Origin of the sequence: Pseudomonas sp. NPDC077649, from assembly GCF_044542855.1 — a bacterium.
GTDB lineage: Bacteria > Pseudomonadota > Gammaproteobacteria > Pseudomonadales > Pseudomonadaceae > Aquipseudomonas.
In genome coordinates, this window is the sequence record NZ_JBITVF010000005.1 from 207,602 (window position 1) to 227,194 (window position 19,593).

The window sequence follows — 19,593 nt, forward strand, 5'->3', positions numbered from 1 at the left end:
GCTCTACAGGTAGGCGGCTTGGGCCGCATCCAGCGTGCCCTGGGCACGCATGATCAGTTCGCAGAATTCCCGCGCCGCGCCGTCGCCGCCGCGCGCCTGGGTCACGCCATGGGCATGCTCGCGGACGAAGGCGTCGGCGCTGGCCACGGCCATGCCCAATCCGACCCGGCGAATCACCGGAAGATCCGGCAGGTCGTCGCCCAGGTAGGCGACCTGCTCGTAGCTTAGGCCGAGTTCGGCGAGCAGGCCGTCGAGCACCACGAGTTTGTCCTCGCGGCCCTGGAACAGGTGCTGGATGCCGAGATTGTTGGCGCGGCGCTCGACCACCGGGGTCTTGCGTCCGCTGATGATCGCGGTGCGCACGCCGGAGGCGATCAGCAGTTTGATGCCGTGGCCGTCCAGGGTGTTGAAGGTCTTGAACTCGCTGCCGTCCTCGAGGAAGTACAGGCGGCCATCGGTGAGCACGCCGTCGACGTCGAAGATTGCCAGCTTGATCGCGCGGGCGCGGCGCAACAGGTCGTTCATCACATCACCCCCGCGCGCAGCAGGTCGTGCATGTTCAGCGCGCCGACCGGTTGGTCCTGCTCGTCGACCACCACCAGGGCGTTGATCTTGTGGTCTTCCATGATCTTCAGCGCCTCGGCGGCGAGCATTTCGGCGCGGGCGGTCTTGCCGTGCGGGGTCATCACCTCGTCGATCAGCGCCTGGCGCACGTCGATGCCCTTGTCCAGGGTGCGGCGCAGGTCGCCGTCAGTGAAGATGCCGGCCAGGCGGCCGTCGTCTTCCAGTACCACGGTCATGCCCAGTCCCTTCTGGGTCATTTCCAGCAGGGCGTCGCGCAGGCTGGTGCCGCGGTTCACCCGCGGCAGGGCTTCGCCCGCGTGCATGACGTTTTCCACCTTGAGCAGCAGGCGCCGGCCGAGGGCGCCGCCGGGATGGGAGAAGGCGAAGTCTTCGGCGGTGAAGCCGCGCGCTTCCAGCAGGGCGATGGCCAGGGCGTCGCCGAGCACCAGGCTGGCGGTGGTGGAGGAAGTCGGCGCCAGGTTCAGCGGGCAGGCCTCCTGGGTGACGCGGGCGTCGAGATTGACTTCGGCGGCCTTGGCCAGCGGCGAGTCCGGGTTGCCGGTCATGCTGATCAGGCGAATGCCGAGGCGCTTGATCAAGGGCAGCAGGGTGACGATCTCGGCGGTGGAGCCGGAGTTGGACAGGGCCAGGACGATGTCGTCGCGGGTGATCATGCCCATGTCGCCGTGGCTGGCCTCGGCCGGGTGGACGAAGAACGCCGTGGTGCCGGTGCTGGCCAGGGTGGCGGCGATCTTGTTGCCGATATGCCCGGACTTGCCCATGCCGACCACTACCACGCGGCCCTGGCAGGCCAGGATCAGCTCGCAGGCCTTGACGAAATTGGCGTCGATGCGGGGCAGCAGCTCCTGCACCGCCTCGATTTCGAGGCGAATGGTGCGTTGCGCGGAATCTATTAGGTCGCGGGTCTGGTTCATGCTCGGCGAGGCTGTCGGACGAAAAAGACGGGGATTATAGCGGGAAAGGGCGCCGCGCTCACCTGTCCTGATCGCCTGGCGAACGCCAATGCTGTCGCAAGTCTGAACGCCGGACGGCGCCGATCTTGGGCGGCATCGGCGGCAAATGCTATAGTCCGCGGCCATTTCGGCTCGTCTTGCAGGCGCGTGTCCCCGCTTCGGGAGGCGGCGTCTGCCAGGAAGGCTTGATTTTCAAGGAGTTCAGATGAGCGCCGAGCACGATTACGCGATCGAGTTGCAGGGCGTCAGTTTTCAGCGCGGTTCGCGGGATATCTTCGACAATGTCGATATCCGCATTCCGCGCGGCAAGGTCACCGGCATCATGGGGCCGTCCGGTTGTGGCAAGACCACCTTGCTGCGCCTGATCGCCGCCGAGCTGCGGCCGTCCGCCGGCGATGTCCGGGTGGGTGGCGTCAGCCTGCCGAAGCTGTCGCGCGACGAGCTGTTCGACATGCGCAAGCAGATGGGCGTGCTGTTCCAGAGCGGCGCCCTGTTCACCGACCTCGACGTGTTCGAGAACGTGGCCTTTCCGCTGCGCGTGCACACCCAGCTGCCGGACGAGATGATCCGCGACATCGTGCTGATGAAGCTGCAGGCGGTCGGCCTGCGCGGCGCCATCGAGCTGATGCCGGACGAGCTGTCCGGCGGCATGAAAAGGCGCGTGGCGTTGGCCCGGGCGATTGCCCTGGACCCGCAGATCCTGCTGTACGACGAGCCGTTCGTCGGCCAGGACCCCATCGCCATGGGCGTGCTGGTGCGCCTGATCCGTCTGCTCAACGACGCCCTGGGCATCACCAGCGTGGTGGTGTCGCACGACCTGGCGGAAACTGCGAGCATCGCCGACTACATCTATGTGGTCGGTGATGCCCAGGTGCTCGGCCAGGGCACGCCGGCCGAGCTGATGGAATCGGATAACCCGCGCATCCGCCAGTTCATGAAGGGCATTCCGGATGGCCCGGTGCCGTTCCATTTCCCGGCGCCGGATTATCGCGACGATCTGTTGGGGAAAAACTGATGCGTAGAATTGCTCCGCTCGAACGGCTGCGCCTGTTCGGTCGTGCGGGTATCGATGTGGTGGCGACCCTGGGGCGCTCGGTGCTGTTCCTGCTGCACGCGTTGCTCGGCCGCAACGTCGCCGGCAAGCCGTTTCAGCTGCTGGTCAAGCAACTGTTCGCCGTCGGCGTGATGTCGCTGGCGATCATCGTCGTCTCCGGCGTGTTCATCGGCATGGTGCTGGCCCTGCAGGGTTACAACATCCTGGTCGACTACGGTTCCGAGCAGGCGGTGGGGCAGATGGTCGCCCTGACCCTGTTGCGCGAGCTCGGCCCGGTGGTCACCGCGCTGCTGTTCGCCGGGCGCGCCGGCTCGGCGCTGACCGCCGAGATCGGCAACATGAAGTCCACCGAGCAGCTGTCGAGCCTGGAGATGATCGGCGTCGATCCGCTCAAGTACATCATCGCGCCGCGCCTGTGGGCCGGCTTCATCTCCATGCCGCTGCTGGCGATGATCTTCAGCGTGGTCGGCATCTGGGGCGGGGCGATGGTCGCCATCGACTGGCTGGGGGTGTACGAAGGCTCGTTCTGGGCCAACATGCAGAACAGCGTTTCCTTTCATGACGACGTGCTCAACGGCGTGATCAAGAGCATCGTCTTCGCCTTCGTGGTCACCTGGATCGCCGTGTTCCAGGGCTACGACTGCGAGCCCACGTCCGAAGGCATCAGCCGCGCCACCACGCGCACCGTGGTGTATGCCTCGCTGGCCGTGCTCGGCCTGGATTTCATTCTGACCGCTTTGATGTTTGGAGATTTCTGATGCAAAACCGCACGCTGGAGATTGGTGTCGGCCTGTTCCTCATGGCCGGTCTGCTGGCCCTGCTGCTGCTGGCCCTGCGCGTCAGCGGCCTGAGCGTCGGCAGCGCGGCCGATACCTACAGGGTCTACGCCTATTTCGACAACATCGCCGGGCTCACCGTGCGCGCCAAGGTGACCATGGCCGGGGTGACCATCGGCAAGGTCACCGCCATCGACCTGGATCGCGACAATTACTTGGGTCGCGTGACCATGGAGCTGGAAGGGCGGGTGGACAACCTGCCGGAGGACTCCACCGCGTCGATCCTCACCGCCGGCCTGCTCGGCGAGAAATACATCGGCATCAGCGTCGGCGGCGAGGAGGCGGTGCTGAAAGACGGCGGCACCATCCACGACACCCAGTCGGCGCTGGTGCTGGAAGACCTGATTGGCAAATTCCTGCTCAATTCGGTCAATAAAGACGAAGCCAATTGATGAGGGGCCGATCCATGCTCAAGACCTTGCGTAATTCCCTGCTCGCGCTGCTCGCCGCCATGCCGCTGCTGGCACTGGCCGCGCCCAGCGCCCACGAGGTGGTGCAGCAGACCACCGACACCCTGCTGGCCGATCTCAAGGCCAACAAGGAGCAGTACCGCAGCGATCCGGCGGCCTTCTACCAGGCGCTCAACGACATCCTCGGTCCGGTGGTGGACGTCGATGGCATCTCCCGTGGGGTGATGACCGTGCGCTACTCGCGCCAGGCCTCGCCCGAGCAGATGGCGCGCTTCCAGGAGAACTTCAAGCGCAGCCTGATGCAGTTCTATGGCAACGCCCTGCTCGAATACAACAACCAGGACATCCGCGTGCTGCCGGTGGCCGGCCAGCAGGACCCGCAGCGCGCCGCGGTGAACATGGAGATCAAGGACGGCAAGGGCGTGGTCTATCCGCTGTCCTACACCATGGTGGCGCAGGACGGCACCTGGAAGCTGCGAAACGTGATCATCAACGGCATCAACGTCGGCAAGCTGTTCCGCGACCAGTTCGCCCAGTCCATGCAGAACAACCGCAACGACCTGGACAAGGTCATCGACACCTGGGCCGATACCGTGGCCAAGGCGCGCGAAGCCAAGGGTGAGTCGTGAGTCAGGCGAGCATCGATGAGCGCGCACCGGGCCAGCTTCAGCTGGCCGGCGTGCTCGACTATTCCACCGGTCCCGCCCTGCGCGAGCGGGGCGCGCGGCTGATCGCCGCCAGCAGCGCGGCGCAGTTGCTGGTCGACTGCGCCACGGTGGAGAAATCCAGCAGTGTCGGCCTGGCCCTGCTGCTGGCCTTCCTGCGCGACGCCCGGGCAGCGGGCAAGACCCTGGCCATCGGCGGCCTGCCCGCGGACATGCGCGAGATCGCCCAGGTCTGCGGCCTGCTGGAGCTGTTGCCGCTGCAGGACGCGGGCAGCGGCGGCTGACGGCGCAGCGAGGGGCGCAAGCGCCGAATGGCGCACAAACCCTCCGTCAGCGCTGCCTCATGCGGGGTTCGCAGGCGGGGGGCTTTTTTGTATGATGGCCGACCCGCGGGCGCAGGTAGCCCGATATGCGTCAATCGAGGTCGAGCATGCAGGCTGCAGAAGTGAAAAGCCTCCTAGAGGAAAAACTCCCGAATACCCAGGTGGAAGTCGAAGGCGAAGGCTGCAACTTCCAGCTCAACCTGATCAGCGACGAACTGGCCGCTCTCAGCCCGGTCAAACGCCAGCAGCAGATCTATGCCCATCTCAATGCCTGGATCGCCGATGGCAGCATCCACGCCGTGACCATGAAATTCTTCAGCCAGGCCGATTGGGCCGCGCGTTCCTGAGCCTGCGGGCGACGAGACTCCTATGGACAAACTGATCATTACCGGCGGCGCTCGCCTCGATGGCGAAATCCGCATTTCCGGGGCGAAGAACTCCGCCCTGCCGATCCTCGCGGCGACCCTGCTGGGCGACGCCCCGGTGACCATCTGCAACCTGCCGCACCTGCACGACATCACCACCATGATCGAGCTGTTCGGCCGCATGGGCATCGAGCCGGTGATCGACGAGAAGCTGTCGGTGGAAGTCGACGCGCGGTCGATCAAGACCCTGGTCGCGCCCTACGAGCTGGTCAAGACCATGCGTGCCTCGATCCTGGTGCTCGGCCCCATGGTGGCCCGCTTCGGCGAGGCCGAGGTGGCCCTGCCCGGCGGCTGCGCCATCGGTTCGCGCCCGGTCGACCTGCACATCCGCGGCCTCGAGGCCATGGGCGCGCAGATCGACGTGGAAGGCGGCTACATCAAGGCCAAGGCGCCGGAAGGTGGCCTGCGCGGCGCGCACTTCTTCTTCGACGTGGTCAGCGTCACCGGCACCGAGAACATCATGATGGCCGCGACCCTGGCCAAGGGCCGCAGCGTGCTGGAAAACGCCGCGCGCGAGCCGGAAGTGGTCGACCTGGCCAACTGCCTGAACGCCATGGGCGCCAAGATCCAGGGCGCCGGCACCGACACCATCGTCATCGACGGAGTCGAGCGCCTGCACGGCGCGCGCTTCAGCGTGATGCCCGACCGCATCGAGACCGGCACCTACCTGGTGGCCGCGGCCATAACCGGCGGCCGGGTCAAGGTCAAGGACGCCGACCCCTCGACCCTGGAGGCCGTGCTGGCCAAGCTGCAGGAAGCCGGCGCCGAGATCAGCACCGGTCCGGACTGGATCGAGCTGGACATGAAGGGCAAGCGACCCAAGGCGGTCAACCTGCGCACCGCGCCCTATCCGGCCTTCCCCACCGACATGCAGGCGCAGTTCATCGCCCTCAATGCCGTGGCCGAAGGTACCGGTACGGTGATCGAAACCGTCTTTGAAAATCGCTTTATGCACGTCTACGAGATGCTGCGCATGGGCGCCAATATCCTGGTCGAAGGCAACACCGCCATCGTCACCGGGGTAGAGCAGCTCAAGGGGGCGCCGGTCATGGCCACCGACCTGCGCGCCTCGGCCAGCCTGGTGCTGGCGGCGCTGATGGCCGAGGGCGATACCCTGATCGACCGCATCTACCACATCGACCGTGGCTACGAGTGCATCGAAGAGAAGCTGCAGCTGCTCGGCGCCAAGATTCGCCGCGTACCGGGCTAAGCGCTCGCGTCCACTGCCGTATGGCCGCTCCTTGTCGGAGTGGCCGTTGCCGTTCAAGGAAACCGCTCCATGCTGACCATCGCCCTGTCCAAAGGCCGCATCCTCGACGACACCCTGCCGCTGCTGGCGGCCGCGGGCATCGAGCCGACCGAGAATCCGGACAAGAGCCGCAAGCTGATCATCCCCACCACCCAGGATGACGTGCGCCTGCTGATCGTACGCGCCACCGACGTGCCGACCTATGTCGAGCATGGCGCGGCCGACCTCGGCGTGGCCGGCAAGGATGTGCTGATGGAATACGGCGGCCAGGGCCTGTACGAACCGCTGGACCTGCAGATCGCCCAGTGCAAGCTGATGACCGCCGGCAAGGTCGGCGCGCCGGAGCCGAAAGGGCGCCTGCGCGTGGCCACCAAGTTCGTCAACGTCGCCAAGCGCTACTACGCCGAACAGGGCCGTCAGGTCGACATCATCAAACTGTACGGCTCGATGGAGCTGGCACCGCTGGTGGGCCTGGCCGACAAGATCATCGACGTGGTCGACACCGGCAACACCCTGCGCGCCAACGGTCTGGAGCCGCAGGAGCTGATCGCCACCATCAGCTCGCGGCTGATCGTCAACAAGGCCTCGATGAAGATGCAGCACGCCCGTATCCAGGCGCTGATCGAGACCCTGCGCGGCGCCGTCGAGGCGCGACATACCAGCTGACATCCCTCAGCCTATCCGTGTCATAGCCAAATTCTCAGGTGCCCGCACGGTGGGCTTGCTACTCTAGCGGCGCCTGAGATTTGCCATTACACGAGGCTTTGCCATGACCGCTCCCATTGCTGTTCGCCGACTCAACGCCGCTGACCAGGACTTCGCCCGACACCTGGATCATCTGCTGAGCTGGGAGAGTGTGTCCGACGATGGCGTCAACCAGCGCGTGCTGGAGATCATCCAGGCCGTGCGCGAGCGGGGCGATGCCGCGCTGGTCGAATACACCCAGCGTTTCGATGGCCTGGAGGTCGCCAGCATGGCCGACCTGATCCTGCCGCGCGAGCGCCTGGAACTGGCCCTCGAACGTATTTCCCCCGCGCAGCGCCAGGCGCTGGAAGTCGCGGCCGAGCGCGTGCGCAGCTACCACGAGCGGCAGAAACAGGATTCCTGGCGCTACAGCGAGGCCGACGGCACCGTGCTGGGGCAGAAGGTCACCCCGCTGGATCGCGCCGGCCTGTACGTGCCGGGTGGCAAGGCCTCCTATCCGTCCTCGGTGCTGATGAATGCGATTCCGGCCAAGGTCGCCGGCGTGCCCGAGGTGGTGATGGTGGTGCCGACCCCGCGCGGCGAGATCAACGAGATCGTCCTGGCCGCGGCCGCCATCGCCGGCGTCGACCGCGTGTTCACCATCGGCGGCGCCCAGGCCGTGGCCGCGCTGGCCTATGGCACCGAGAGCGTGCCGCCGGTGGACAAGATCGTCGGCCCCGGCAATATCTACGTGGCCACCGCCAAGCGCCACGTGTTCGGCAAGGTCGGCATCGACATGATCGCCGGGCCGTCGGAGATCCTCGTGGTCTGCGATGGCCAGACCGATCCGGACTGGATCGCCATGGACCTGTTCTCCCAGGCCGAGCACGACGAGGATGCACAGTCGATCCTGGTCAGCCCGGACGCTGCCTTCCTCGACCGCGTCGCCGAGAGCATCGAGAGGCTCTTGCCGAGCATGGAGCGTGCCGAGATCATCCGCACCTCGCTGGAAGGCCGTGGCGCGCTGATCCAGGTGACCGACATGGCCCAGGCCATCGAGGTGGCCAACCGCATCGCCCCCGAGCACCTGGAGCTGTCGGTGGCCGACCCGGAGGCCTGGCTGCCGCAGATTCGTCATGCCGGCGCGATCTTCATGGGCCGCTACACCGCCGAGGCGCTGGGCGATTACGTGGCCGGCCCCAACCACGTGCTGCCCACCTCCGGCACCGCGCGTTTTTCCTCGCCACTGGGGGTGTACGACTTCCAGAAGCGCTCGTCGATCATTTTCTGCTCGCCGGACGGCGCCTCGGAGCTGGGCAAGAGCGCCTCGGTGCTGGCCCGCGGCGAGTCGCTGACCGCCCATGCGCGCAGCGCGGAATACCGCATCAAGTGAGCTAGGGTGCGCCGTGCGCGCCTTCTGATTACCCAGGGTGCGCCGACGCACCCCACGCATTCGAGGAGAGAAGGGCAGATGAGCAAGTTCTGGAGCCCCTTCGTCAAAGACCTGGTGCCCTACGTGCCGGGCGAGCAGCCCAAGCTGAGCAAGCTGGTCAAGCTCAACACCAACGAAAACCCCTACGGCCCGTCGCCCAAGGCCATCGCCGCGATGCAGGCCGAGCTGAACGACAACCTGCGCCTGTACCCGGACCCCAACGGCGAACGCCTGAAGCAGGCGGTCGCCGACTACTACGGCGTGAGCACCGCCCAGGTGTTCGTCGGCAACGGCTCCGACGAGGTGCTGGCGCACGCCTTCCACGGTCTGTTCCAGCACGGCAAGCCGCTGCTGTTCCCGGACGTCACCTACAGCTTCTACCCTGTCTACTGTGGCCTGTACGGCATCGAGTTCGAGGCTTTGCCGCTCGACGATGACTTCCAGATCCGCATCGAGGATTACGCCCGGCCCAATGCCGGCATCATCTTCCCCAACCCCAACGCGCCGACCGGCTGCCTGCTGGCGCTCGACGCCATCGAGCGGCTGCTGCAGGCCAATCCGGATTCGGTGGTGCTGGTGGACGAGGCCTACATCGACTTCGGCGGCCAGACGGCCATCGCCCTGGTCGACCGCTACCCCAACCTGCTGGTGACCCAGACCCTGTCCAAGTCGCGCTCGCTGGCCGGGCTGCGCGTGGGCATCGCGGTCGGCCACCCGGACCTGATCGAAGCGCTGGAGCGGATCAAGAACAGCTTCAACTCCTACCCGCTCGATCGCATGGCCATCGCTGGCGCGGCGGCGGCGTTCGAGGATCGTGCCTACTTCGAGCAGACCTGCCAGCAGGTGATCGCCAGCCGCGAGGCGGTGGTCGCCGGGCTGCAGGGCCTGGGTTTCGAGGTGCTGCCGTCGGCCGCCAACTTCGTCTTCGCCCGCCACCCGGACAAGGACGCCGCCACCCTGGCCGCCGGCCTGCGCGAGCAGGGCGTGATAGTGCGTCACTTCAAGCAGCAGCGCATCGCCCAGTTCCTGCGCATCAGCATCGGCGCGCCGGAGCAGAACCAGGCGCTGCTCGACGCCCTGCGAGGGCTGTAAGCGCCGCCGGGGCAATTCGGGAACGCCGCGCTCGGCCCCGGATTGCATCCGGGCCAGGGTTCTGTGCGGCGGGTGAAACCCCGCCGCCGGCCAGGGTGGCGGTAGCCGGCCGCCGATTCGCTAGCCGATCACTCCATAACCCCGCGCCAGCAGCGCCGCCAGCAGCGGCAGCAGCAACAGCAGCAACAACTCCAGGCGAATGCACCAGGTCACCAGGACGATCTGCCGGGCGCTGGGTTCCGGCACCCGGCCGGTCTTGAGCGCCGGGCGCCAGTTGAGGAAGACCACGGTAGGCAGGATCGACAGCAGGCCGACCAGAATGAACAGCCCCACCTTGGCGTGGAACAGGCTGTTGTGCAGGTAGTAGGCCCAGCCCTTGCCGTACCACAGCACCCGCGCGAGGCCGGTGAGCAGCACCAGGCCGGCGCAGATACCGTAGGCCAGGTCGGTGAGCATTAGGCTGCGCGCGCGGCGCAGATCCAGCGGCGCCTTGAACAGCACATGCTCGACGCTGAGTAGGGCGAACAGGGCGAAGATCGCCAGAAAGTGCAGATAGGCGACGAGTGCGGCGGCCATCGAGTGCTCCTTGCGGGTTATTGATCGGTTGCGGCGAGTTCGCCGCGCTTGGCCCGGTACAGCGCCTGGTCGGTGCGCTGCAGGGCCTGTTGGCGCTGGGCTTCGTTGTGCGGCAGCTCAGCGCTGAGCAGGGGCGGTCTCTCCTGCTGGCGGTGGGGCGAACCAGCGGTCGCGACGACTCAAGTGCCAAGCATAGCCAGCCAGCACCAGGCTTCGCAGCCCCATGAAGGCGAGAAAGGCCAGCCACAGGCCGTGGTTGCCCAGCGCCTGCAGCGCCCAGCCCAGCGGCAGGGCCAGCGCCAGGGCGATCAGCATGGCGTCGCGCATTTCTTTGGCCCGGGTGGCGCCGATAAACAGGCCGTCGAGCAGGTAGCTCCATACCGCCAGCAACGGCAGCAGCGCCAGGTAGGGCAGGTACTGCAGTGCGGTGTCGCGCACCGCGGCGATATCGGTCTGCAGGCCGATGAACCAGTGCCCGCCGAACAGGAAGAACAGGGCGAAACCGAGGCTGGCCAGCAGCGACCAGGCCCCGGCTACCAGCAGCGAGCGGCGCAGCGCGGCGCGGTCGCGGGCGCCGAGGGCATGGCCGCACAGCGCCTCGACCGCATGGGCCAGGCCGTCGAGGGCGTGGGCGGTGAGCAGCAGGCCGTTGAGCAGCAGGGCGTTGGCCGCCACCGTGGCGTCGCCCAGGCGGGTGCCCTGCACGGTGATCAGGAAGAACACCAGCTGCAGCGCCAGGGTGCGGATGAAGATGTCGCGGTTGACCGCCAGCAGCGGTCGCCAGCTACTCCAGCGCTTCAGCGCCACGCGCTCGAGCTGCCCGGGGTAGCGGGTCAGGGCGCGGCGCGCCAGCCACAGGCCGAGCAGCGCGGCGCTCCATTCGGCGATCACCGAGGCCCAGGCCGCGCCGGCCACGCCCCACTGCAGGCCGAGCACGAACCACAGGTCCAGGGCCACGTTGAGCAGGTTGGCGGTGAGCAGAATCGCCAGCGGCCCACGCGCGTTCTGCGTGCCCAGCAGCCAGCCGACCAGGGCGTAGCTCGCCAGGGCCGCAGGCAGGCCGAACAGGCGGATCTGGAAATACTCGCGGGCCAGCGCGTCGAGTGCCGCCGATGGCCGCATCAGACCCAGCGCGGCGCCGCTGAAGGGGATCGCCAGCACGGCCAGCAGCAGCGCCAGCAGCACGCCGAGCAGCAGGCCCTGCAGCAGCACCTGGCGCAGCGCGCCGCCGTCGCCGCGGCCGGCGGCCTGGGCGGCGAAGCCGGTGCTGCCCATGCGCAGAAAGCCCATGGCCCAGGTCAGCAGGGTGTAGAGGCTGCCGCCCACCGCCACCGCCGCCAGCTGGTGGGCGTGCGGCAGGTGACCGACCACGGCGCTGTCGACCAGCGCCACCAGCGGCACCGACAGGTTGGAGAGAATCATCGGCGCGGCCAGGGCCCAGACCCGGCGCTGGGTCGGCGCGTGGCGCCAGGCGTCGAGCAGGGCGGACATGGGCGGCTCCGGCAAAGCGGCGATTATAGGCGGCGTTAGTACCTTTGCTGCTATCGCCGTCTGGTCATAGCAGCAACCGCACCTTCGCCTGCCTGCCGCCCTGGCTAGACTTTTTCCAGGGCCAGTCAACCAAGCGTCGCCGCGGCGACCGAGGAGGTGGATCATGCGTATGGCCGAAACCCTGGAGCGCCATCTGCAGCGGGCGCATTGCGATTACAAACTGATCGAGCACGAGCCCTCGGCCACCAGCCTGGAGGCGGCGCGCAAGGCGCACATTCCTGCCGCGCGCATGGCCAAGCCGGTGATCCTCGACGACCGCCGCGGCCACTACCTGATGGCCGTGCTGCCGGCCAACCGCAAGCTCGACCTGGACAAGGTGCGCAAGGGCAGCCAGCGCTGGCAGCTCAGCGGCGAGCAGAACCTGGTCGGCCTGTTCAAGGACTGCCAGCGCGGCGCGGTGCCGGCGCTCGGCGCGCTGTATGGCCTGGACATGCTGATCGACCCGCAACTGGCGCGGCTGGCGGACGTCTACCTGGAGGCCGGCGACCACGAGAACCTGGTGCATATGTCGATGGACGACTTCTTCACCCTGGCGCCCAATGCCGAGGTCTGCGAGCTGTGCCATTGAACCGCGGCTGAAATCGTCGGCGTGCTTGGGCCAGGGAGCTGTGCGCGGCTTGGCGCTTTCGCCGCCGCGCCTCCTCCCTGGGTAGGCGCTCGGCTATAGTTGGGGTTCTCTGCGCCCCCCTATACCGGAGCCCGCAATGCCGAACAAAGGACTGCTTCTGGCCCTCGCCCTGAGCCTGCTCAGCGCCTGCGATTCATCCCAGGACCCCGCCACCGTCACCAGCACCGCGCCCGCGGCCGAGCAGCAGCGCCCGCCGCAGCCGGCGGTGGATCGCGCCGCGCTGGCCGCGCGCCATGCCGGCCGCGAACTGGAGGTGGTCGACGTGTCCGAGGTGCAACTGGACGGCGCCAGCGCGTTGTCGGTGACCTTCTCCGTGCCGCTCGATCCCGACCAGCCCTTCGCCGAGCGCCTGCACCTGGTCGACAGCAAGGACGGCAAGGTCGACGGCGCCTGGGAACTGTCCGAAAACCTGAGCGAACTGCGCCTGCGCCACCTGGAGCCCAAGCGCAAGCTGGTGCTGACCATCGACGCCGGCCTGCGCGGCATCAATGGCGCCAAGCTTGCCGCCGAGCACGTCAGCCGCCTGGAGACCCGCGACCTGCAGGCCAGCGTCGGTTTCGCCAGCCGCGGCTCGCTGCTGCCGACCCGCCTGGCCGAGGGCCTGCCGGTGATCGCGCTGAACGTCGACAAGGTCAACGTCGAGTTCTTCCGCATCAAGCCCGAGGCGCTGCCGGGCTTCCTCGCCCGCTGGGGGCGCAGCAGCAACCTCGACACCTGGGAGGCGCGCGAGCTGCTGCCGATGGCCGAGCTGGTCTACGGCGGACGTTTCGACCTCAACCCGGCGCGCAACACGCGCGAGACCCTGCTGCTGCCGATCGCCGGCCTGGAGCCGTTCAAGCAGCCCGGGGTGTACCTGGCGGTGATGCGCGAGGCCGGCAGCTACAGCTATTCGCAGCCGGCGACGCTGTTTTCCCTGAGCGACATCGGCCTGTCCGCGCACCGCTACCGCGACCGTCTCGACGTCTTCACCCAGGCCCTGGAAGGTGGCCAGGCGCAGGCCGGGGTGCAGCTCGAGCTGCTCGATGGCGACGGCGCGCTGCTCGCCGAGGGCAAGACCGACGCCGCCGGCCACGCCCAGTTGCCGCTGCCGGCCAAGGCCCAGTTGCTGCTGGCCAAGCAGGGCGAGCAGACCAGCCTGCTGCGCCTCAATGCACCGGCGCTGGACCTGGCCGAATTCGATATCGCCGGGCCCAAGGCGCATCCGCTGCAGCTGTTCGTGTTCGGCCCGCGCGACCTCTACCGTCCCGGCGAGACGGTGCTGCTCAACGCCCTGCTGCGCGACGCCGACGGCAAGCCGGTCAAGGCCCAGCCGGTGAGCGTCGAGGTGCGCCGGCCGGACGAGCAGATCAGCCGCAAGTTCGTCTGGACGGCGGACGAGGGGGGCCTCTACCAGTATCAGCTGCAGCTGGCCGAGGAGGCGCCCACCGGGCGCTGGCAGCTGCTGCTCGACCTCGGCGACGGCAGCCCGCAGCTGTACGAGTTTCTCGTCGAGGACTTCCTCCCCGAACGCCTGGCCCTGGAGCTCAAGGGTCGCGAGCAGCCCTATGCGCCGGGCGACGATCCCGAGTTCGCCGTGACCGGCCGTTACCTCTACGGTGCGCCGGCCGCCGGCAACCGCCTGACCGGCCAGCTCTACGTGCGGCCGCTGCGCGAGGCGGTGGCGAGCCTGCCGGGCTATCAGTTCGGCGACGTCACCGAGGCCGATCTGACTCAGGATCAGGAACTCGACGAGATCAGTCTCGACGACCAGGGCCGTGCCGTGCTGCGCCCGGAAAACCGCTGGGGCGAGGCCAAATCGCCGCTGCGCCTGATCCTCCAGGCCAGCCTGCAGGAATCCGGCGGCCGGCCGATCACCCGGCGCATCGTCCAGCCGGTATGGCCGGCCGAGCGTCTGCCGGGGCTGCGCGGGCTGTTCGACGGCGAGGAGGTGGATGCCGACAGCCTGGCCGAGTTCGAGCTGCTGGTGGCCGATGCCGCCGGCAACAAGCTGGCCGCCGACGACCTGACCGTGCGCCTGGTGCGCGAGCGCCGCGACTACTTCTGGAGCTTCTCCGACGGTGAGGGCTGGCGGCACAACTTCAACGAGAAGTTCCTCACCCTCAGCGAGGATCCGCTGAGCATCGAGGCCGGCGGCACCGCCAAGGTCAGCTTCCCGGTGGAGTGGGGCCCCTACCGGGTCGAGCTGGTGGACAACCGCACCGGCCTGCTCAGCAGCCTGCGCTTCTGGGCCGGCTACCGCTGGCAGGACAACGCCGAGGGCGGCGCGGTGCGTCCGGACCAGGTCAAGCTGGCGCTGGACCAGCCGGCCTACGCCGCGGGCGATGTGGCCAGAATCAGCGTCACCCCGCCGGCCGCCGGCAGCGGCTACCTGCTGCTGGAATCCAGCGAGGGGCCGCTGTGGTGGCAGGAAATCAGCGTGCCGGCGGCCGGCAAGACCTTCGAGCTGCCCATCGATCCGGCCTGGGCGCGTCACGACCTGTATCTCAGCGCCCAGGTGGTGCGCCCCGGCGAGCGCAAGGCACAGGTCACGCCCAAGCGCGCCGTCGGCCTGCTGCACCTGCCGCTGCAGCGTGCGCCGCGCCAGCTGGCGCTAAGCCTGGAAGCGCCGGAAAAGATGCGCCCGCGCCAGCCGCTGAAGGTCAAGGTCAGTGCGCGCAACGCCGACGGCAGCATCCCCGAGAAAGTGCGGGTGCTGGTCGCCGCGGTGGATGTGGGCATCCTCAACATCACCGATTACGCCACCCCCGATCCCTTCGCCAGTTTCTTCGGGCGCAAGGCCTACGGCGCCGATCAGCTGGACGTCTACGGCCAGCTGATCGAGGGTCAGGGCCGTCTGGCCAGCCTGGCCTTCGGCGGCGACGCCGGCCTGGCCGCCGGCGGCAAGCGCCCGGACACCAGCGTGCTGATCGTCGCCCTGCAGAGCGAAGCGCTGCAGCTCAGCGAGCAGGGCGAGGGCGAAGTCAGCCTGGATATCCCCGACTTCAACGGCGAGCTGCGTCTGATGGCGCAGGCCTGGAGCGACGAGCGCTTCGGTATGGCCGAGGCCAAGACGCTGGTCGCCGCGCCGCTGATCGCCGAGCTGTCGATGCCGCGCTTTCTCGCCGGCGGCGACGAAACCAGCCTGGCGCTGGATTTGACCAACCTCTCCGGCGCCGAGCAGCAGCTCGACGTGCGGGTGGACGTGGAGGGCCAGCTGCGTCTGCTGCAGCGCGGCGAGGCGCCGATCCAGCTGGCCGACGGCCAGCGCACCACCCTGCGCATCCCGGTGCGCGCCGAGGGCGGCCTGGGTCAGGGGCGTATCCATGTCGAGGTGCAGGGCCTGGCGCTGCCGGGCGAGGAACTCGGCGACTTCAGCCGCGAATGGACCCTGGGCATCCGCCCGGCCTATCCGGCGCAGCTGCGGCATTTCCGTGCGGTGCTCGGCGAGGGCGAGCCCTGGAGCCTGCCGGCCGGCAGCCTGGCGGCGTTCGAGCCGGCCGGGCTGGAAGCGCTGCTGGCGCTGTCGAGCCGGCCGCCGCTGAACCTCGGCGAGCAGATCCGCGCGCTCAAGGCTTACCCCTACGGCTGTCTGGAGCAGACCACCAGCGGCCTCTACCCCTCGCTCTACGCCGATGCCGCCAGCCTCGAGCGCCTCGGCCTGGCAGGCGAGCCGGACGAGCAGCGCCGCAAGAGCATCGAGCTGGGCATCGAACGCCTGCTCGGCATGCAGCGCCACAGCGGCGGCTTCGGCCTGTGGAGCGCCGAGAGCGAGGAGGAATACTGGCTCACCGCCTATGTCACCGATTTCCTCCTGCGTGCCCGCGAGCAGGGCTTCGGCGTGCCGGCCGAGGCGCTGAAGAAGGCCAGCGACCGTCTGCTGCGTTACCTGCAGCAGAGCAGCCTGATCGAGGCCAGCTACAGCGAGGACTTCGCCCACACCCGCTTCGCCGTGCAGGCTTATGCCGGCTACGTCCTGGCGCGCAGCCAGCAGGCGCCGCTGGGCGCGCTGCGCAGCCTGTTCGAGCGGCGCAGCGAGGCGCGTTCCGGCCTGCCGCTGGTGCAGCTGGCGGCTGCGCTGAAGCTGATGGGCGACGCGCCGCGCGGCGAGCAGGCGCTGGCCCAGGGCCTGATCCAGCCGCGCGACGGCGAGCGCTGGATGGCCGACTACGGCAGCGCGCTGCGCGACCAGGCGCTGATCCTCGCCGTGCTGGAGGAACACGACCTGGCCGCCGGCCAGCGCGAGCAGCGGCTGTTCGACCTGGCCGACGAGCTGGCCGGTCAGCGCTGGCTGTCGACCCAGGAGCGCAACGCCCTGTTTCTCGCCGGTCGCGGCCTGCTCGGCCAGCCGGAACAGCCCTGGCGCGCTGCGCTTTCCAGTGGTGCCTTCCAGTTCGAACTGAGCGAGCGGCAACCGGGCATCAAGCTGGAGCGCGGCGAGTTGGCCGAGCCGCTGAGCGTCAGCAATGCCGGCAGCGCCAAGCTCTACCAGCAGCTGACCCTGTCCGGCTACCCGGTGCAGCCGCCGGCGGCCGGCGGCGACAACCTCAGCATCGAGCGCGAATATCTGGGCATGGACGGCCGCCCGCTCGACCTGCAGCGGCTGACGAGCGGCGAGCTGGTGCTGGTGCACCTAGCGGTGCGCGCCAAGCAGCGCGTGCCCGACGCCCTGGTGGTGGACCTGCTGCCCGCCGGCCTGGAGCTGGAGAACCAGAACCTGGCGCAGAGCGCGGCGAGCCTCGACGACGCCGGCAGCCAGGTCAAGGAATGGCGCCAGGCGATGCAGAACGCGCGGATCAAGCACCAGGAATACCGCGGCGACCGCTACGTGGCGGCGCTGGACGTGGACGGCTATGGCACCACCCACCTGCTCTACCTGGCCCGCGCGGTGACCCCGGGCAGCTACCGCGTACCGCCGCCGCAGGTGGAGTCGATGTACCGGCCGAGCTGGCAGGCGCTGGGCAGTGCGCCGGCGTCTCTGGTGGTGGAGGAGAGGTGAAGCCTACTCTAGCCCTGCTCCCATAAGTGGGGGCAAGGCTGGGGAGTGGATGGCAGGGGGCGCTCATCTGCCGGCTATCGCTTGGCCGGCGCTGGTTCGGCGACCGCAACAGCGTGTGGCTCTCGTCGGCAAGCGCGGACGTTGTTTCGCCCTATCACGTGGAAGCGTTGCTGACCTACGAGGGCCGCTAGCCACGCCCGCATCTCGGATCATCCCGCTGGCGCTGGGCGGGAGCGCCTTGGCCAGAGCAAAGCGGGCTATCGGCGAGTGGGGCGGTTCGCTCCCTTAGTCGGCACGGGAGGGCGTTAAGCCCTCCCGGTCAGCCCCTGTCCGCTGCGGCGTCAGACCGCCAGGGTATGGTCGACATCGCCGAACCAGGCGCGCACCAGGTCGGAGCCGGTGGTGCCGTAGTTGGTCAGCACCGCCACATCGGCGAAGCTTGCTAAATTGGCTGCGCCATCGACGTCCACCTGCACTGTGATACTGCTATCAACTTGGACAAGCTGAACGAAGTCCGCTACCTGGCTGCCTTTGCCGAAGTCGAAATTGGCGTTGAGCAATGCAGACAGGTCGAGCTTGTCTCCTTCCACATAGCTGTAGTCGATGATGGCGTCCACATTGAGAGCGCCGGTTTCGCCGAATGCAAAGGTATCGGCGCCGCTGCCCCCTGACAGGATGTCATTGCCGGTTCCGCCGTTCAGTTTGTCGTTCCCGGCGCCGCCGAGCAGCAGGTCGGAACCCATTCCCCCGAGGAGTAGATCGTTGCCGCCCAGCCCTACGAGAATATCGTTGCCCGAGTCGCCTAGCAGGCTTTCCCCGGCCGCACTGCCGACCAGTAGGTTGTCTCCACCATCGCCTATCAGTCCGGCCAGGTAGCTGGGCAGGGTGCTGCCGATGGCCGCATAGGTAATGATGCCGTCATTGCCGCTGGCCAGCGCCAGATTGGCGGTTTCGAAGCCTGCGACAGTGGCGTTCCAGCTGCTGGTGCCAAGGTCGAGGCTGCCTCCTGTGGGGGAGCCGTCGAGGTAGCTGCTCAGTGCAGAGCGGAAGGTCGAGTTACCGAGAATCTCATCGAGTTGGCCGACGCTAAATGCCAATGTGATGCTGTCGCCGGGCGAGCCGGAGTTTGGCTGGCCCCCGACGTAACTCACAGCAGTCGCCGAGGGACCGTGGTGCCAGGTGGTGGTGATGGTATCGCTACCATTGCCGGCATTGGCATTGATCGCGTTCAGGCTCCAGCCGGCGAAACTCACCAGATTTGCGGTGACCGTCAACCCCAGGGAGTTGGACTGAGTGGAGGCGTAGCGCAGCGTCGTACTGGCCAGATTGCCGCCGGCCAGCACGCCGTTGTCGTCGATGCTGATGGTGAAGTCCTGGCTCGGCGAGTTGTTGCCTTGCGGGTCCCAGCGGATCTGATCGCCCGCAATAAAGGCGTTGATGTCCGCAATGGTACCGGTCAGGGTCAGTATCGAGCTTCCCGCTCCGGCAACCGTGACCCCGTTGCCTGTCAACGCATTCAGGGCATCCCCGGTGATGTTCGTGTTGATCGTCACGGTGACGCTGCTGCTGCCCGAGTCGGCGTCCTCGAAGCGGAAACCATTGATAAAGGCCACTTCGCCGTTGCTGTTCTGGGTCGAGTAGTTCACCTGGCTATTGGCGATAATGCTCGGGCCATCCTCCATCGGTGCCACCGCCACGCTGCTGGTCGCGATATTGCTAAGCAGGGCACCGTCATCGACTTGGAAACTGATGGTGCGGGTATCGCCCGAAGGGTTCTCGCTAGCATTGAAGTAGGTCACTGAGCGCAGGGCCGCTTGGTAATTGGCCAGACTTGCCGTACCGCTCAGAGTCAGCACGCCGGTCACCGCGTTATAGCTGCCCGTAATGCCGTTCTGATTGCTAAAGCCGAGTACATCCTCGCCAGCATGGAAGTTACCGCTGATTGAAACAGTTGCGCCATCCAAGAGCGGACTGTCGGCGTCCGAAACCGTAAGGGTGCTATTGATTACGCTCGCCGCCTGGTTCTCGGTGTAGTTCAGCGTGCCGGTTGCATTCACCAGCGGCGCATCGTTCACGGCGTTGATGGTCAAGCTGTAGTTGTACTCGTTGCTGCCGCCGTTGCCGTCGTCGACCACGAAGGAGAAGTTGTCCTCGC

The 19,593-nt window shown here is 67.6% G+C and carries 17 protein-coding genes; 12 read left to right on the forward strand and 5 right to left on the reverse strand.

Annotated elements, in window-relative coordinates; all coding sequences use genetic code 11:
- Positions 1 to 3 precede the first annotated feature (3 nt).
- Together ACIGFL_RS16845 and ACIGFL_RS16850 are read right to left on the reverse strand one after the other, a co-directional pair.
- On the reverse strand, positions 4 to 525 hold the full coding sequence (locus ACIGFL_RS16845; RefSeq protein ID WP_021445575.1) for an HAD family hydrolase: 522 nt from the start codon (positions 523 to 525) through the stop codon (positions 4 to 6).
- Entirely contained in the window at positions 525 to 1,499 is a 975-nt protein-coding gene (locus tag ACIGFL_RS16850; protein WP_021445574.1) for a KpsF/GutQ family sugar-phosphate isomerase, read from the reverse strand. The genes ACIGFL_RS16845 and ACIGFL_RS16850 overlap by 1 nt, the downstream gene beginning before the upstream one ends.
- A 244-nt stretch (positions 1,500 to 1,743) precedes the next feature.
- Here ACIGFL_RS16850 and ACIGFL_RS16855 point away from each other — a divergent pair, with 244 nt between their 5' ends.
- The 10 genes from ACIGFL_RS16855 (at position 1,744) to hisC (ending at position 9,708) form a co-directional block, all read left to right on the forward strand.
- Positions 1,744 to 2,553: an ATP-binding cassette domain-containing protein gene (locus tag ACIGFL_RS16855; RefSeq protein ID WP_397497926.1), complete on the forward strand. Its 810-nt coding sequence runs from the start codon at positions 1,744 to 1,746 to the stop codon at positions 2,551 to 2,553.
- Positions 2,553 to 3,350, forward strand: coding sequence for a lipid asymmetry maintenance ABC transporter permease subunit MlaE (mlaE, locus tag ACIGFL_RS16860; protein WP_397497927.1), 798 nt, complete (start codon positions 2,553 to 2,555; stop codon positions 3,348 to 3,350). The genes ACIGFL_RS16855 and mlaE overlap by 1 nt, the downstream gene beginning before the upstream one ends.
- The gene (gene mlaD / locus ACIGFL_RS16865; RefSeq protein ID WP_021445571.1) at positions 3,350 to 3,820 is read left to right on the forward strand and encodes an outer membrane lipid asymmetry maintenance protein MlaD; all 471 of its coding nucleotides are present in this window, start codon (positions 3,350 to 3,352) and stop codon (positions 3,818 to 3,820) included. Before mlaE ends, mlaD begins: the two co-directional genes overlap by 1 nt.
- Positions 3,821 to 3,834: 14 nt before the next feature.
- Entirely contained in the window at positions 3,835 to 4,467 is a 633-nt protein-coding gene (locus ACIGFL_RS16870) for a phospholipid-binding protein MlaC (RefSeq protein WP_397497928.1), read from the forward strand.
- Complete coding sequence (locus ACIGFL_RS16875; protein WP_397497929.1) at positions 4,464 to 4,787, forward strand: lipid asymmetry maintenance protein MlaB; 324 nt, start codon at positions 4,464 to 4,466, stop codon at positions 4,785 to 4,787. Before ACIGFL_RS16870 ends, ACIGFL_RS16875 begins: the two co-directional genes overlap by 4 nt.
- Positions 4,788 to 4,933: 146 nt before the next feature.
- Positions 4,934 to 5,173, forward strand: a complete 240-nt coding sequence (locus ACIGFL_RS16880; RefSeq protein WP_003459267.1) for a BolA family protein — start codon at positions 4,934 to 4,936, stop codon at positions 5,171 to 5,173.
- Positions 5,174 to 5,195: 22 nt separating this feature from the next.
- Entirely contained in the window at positions 5,196 to 6,461 is a 1,266-nt protein-coding gene (gene murA, locus ACIGFL_RS16885) for a UDP-N-acetylglucosamine 1-carboxyvinyltransferase (RefSeq protein WP_397497930.1), read from the forward strand.
- A 69-nt stretch (positions 6,462 to 6,530) separates the two neighbouring features.
- Positions 6,531 to 7,166 (forward strand): ATP phosphoribosyltransferase, encoded by a 636-nt coding sequence (gene hisG, locus ACIGFL_RS16890; protein WP_021445567.1) that lies wholly within the window; start codon positions 6,531 to 6,533, stop codon positions 7,164 to 7,166.
- A gap of 103 nt (positions 7,167 to 7,269) precedes the next feature.
- Positions 7,270 to 8,577, forward strand: coding sequence for a histidinol dehydrogenase (gene hisD / locus ACIGFL_RS16895; protein WP_397497931.1), 1,308 nt, complete (start codon positions 7,270 to 7,272; stop codon positions 8,575 to 8,577).
- Positions 8,578 to 8,655: 78 nt separating this feature from the next.
- A complete protein-coding gene (gene hisC, locus ACIGFL_RS16900; RefSeq protein WP_397497932.1) occupies positions 8,656 to 9,708 on the forward strand; it encodes a histidinol-phosphate transaminase in 1,053 nt (350 codons plus the stop codon).
- A gap of 120 nt (positions 9,709 to 9,828) precedes the next feature.
- On the opposite strand, the gene ACIGFL_RS16905 is transcribed toward hisC, so the two are convergent.
- Together ACIGFL_RS16905 and ACIGFL_RS16910 are read right to left on the reverse strand one after the other, a co-directional pair.
- Positions 9,829 to 10,284: a DUF2214 family protein gene (locus tag ACIGFL_RS16905; RefSeq protein WP_122109021.1), complete on the reverse strand. Its 456-nt coding sequence runs from the start codon at positions 10,282 to 10,284 to the stop codon at positions 9,829 to 9,831.
- A gap of 117 nt (positions 10,285 to 10,401) precedes the next feature.
- Entirely contained in the window at positions 10,402 to 11,775 is a 1,374-nt protein-coding gene (locus tag ACIGFL_RS16910) for an MATE family efflux transporter (protein ID WP_397497933.1), read from the reverse strand.
- A 163-nt stretch (positions 11,776 to 11,938) separates the two neighbouring features.
- On the opposite strand from ACIGFL_RS16910, the gene ACIGFL_RS16915 reads away from it, so the two are divergent.
- The gene (locus ACIGFL_RS16915; RefSeq protein WP_021445651.1) at positions 11,939 to 12,403 is read left to right on the forward strand and encodes an aminoacyl-tRNA deacylase; all 465 of its coding nucleotides are present in this window, start codon (positions 11,939 to 11,941) and stop codon (positions 12,401 to 12,403) included.
- A gap of 136 nt (positions 12,404 to 12,539) precedes the next feature.
- Entirely contained in the window at positions 12,540 to 17,438 is a 4,899-nt protein-coding gene (locus ACIGFL_RS16920) for an alpha-2-macroglobulin family protein (protein WP_397497934.1), read from the forward strand.
- Positions 17,439 to 17,779: 341 nt separating this feature from the next.
- Here ACIGFL_RS16920 and ACIGFL_RS16925 read toward each other — a convergent pair.
- A partial coding sequence (locus ACIGFL_RS16925; protein WP_397497935.1) for a beta strand repeat-containing protein occupies positions 17,780 to 19,593 on the reverse strand: 1,814 nt, incomplete at its 5' end.

Coding starts and splice junctions, on each gene's coding strand:
- ACIGFL_RS16915 (WP_021445651.1), top strand. CDS start 11,939: ATGCGTATGGCCGAAACCCTGGAGCGCCATCTGCAGCGGGCGCATTGC.
- hisG (WP_021445567.1), top strand. CDS start 6,531: ATGCTGACCATCGCCCTGTCCAAAGGCCGCATCCTCGACGACACCCTG.
- mlaE (WP_397497927.1), top strand. CDS start 2,553: ATGCGTAGAATTGCTCCGCTCGAACGGCTGCGCCTGTTCGGTCGTGCG.
- ACIGFL_RS16905 (WP_122109021.1), bottom strand. CDS start 10,284: ATGGCCGCCGCACTCGTCGCCTATCTGCACTTTCTGGCGATCTTCGCC.
- ACIGFL_RS16880 (WP_003459267.1), top strand. CDS start 4,934: ATGCAGGCTGCAGAAGTGAAAAGCCTCCTAGAGGAAAAACTCCCGAAT.
- ACIGFL_RS16850 (WP_021445574.1), bottom strand. CDS start 1,499: ATGAACCAGACCCGCGACCTAATAGATTCCGCGCAACGCACCATTCGC.
- ACIGFL_RS16870 (WP_397497928.1), top strand. CDS start 3,835: ATGCTCAAGACCTTGCGTAATTCCCTGCTCGCGCTGCTCGCCGCCATG.
- ACIGFL_RS16845 (WP_021445575.1), bottom strand. CDS start 525: ATGAACGACCTGTTGCGCCGCGCCCGCGCGATCAAGCTGGCAATCTTC.
- ACIGFL_RS16855 (WP_397497926.1), top strand. CDS start 1,744: ATGAGCGCCGAGCACGATTACGCGATCGAGTTGCAGGGCGTCAGTTTT.
- hisC (WP_397497932.1), top strand. CDS start 8,656: ATGAGCAAGTTCTGGAGCCCCTTCGTCAAAGACCTGGTGCCCTACGTG.
- ACIGFL_RS16910 (WP_397497933.1), bottom strand. CDS start 11,775: ATGTCCGCCCTGCTCGACGCCTGGCGCCACGCGCCGACCCAGCGCCGG.
- murA (WP_397497930.1), top strand. CDS start 5,196: ATGGACAAACTGATCATTACCGGCGGCGCTCGCCTCGATGGCGAAATC.
- ACIGFL_RS16920 (WP_397497934.1), top strand. CDS start 12,540: ATGCCGAACAAAGGACTGCTTCTGGCCCTCGCCCTGAGCCTGCTCAGC.
- mlaD (WP_021445571.1), top strand. CDS start 3,350: ATGCAAAACCGCACGCTGGAGATTGGTGTCGGCCTGTTCCTCATGGCC.
- hisD (WP_397497931.1), top strand. CDS start 7,270: ATGACCGCTCCCATTGCTGTTCGCCGACTCAACGCCGCTGACCAGGAC.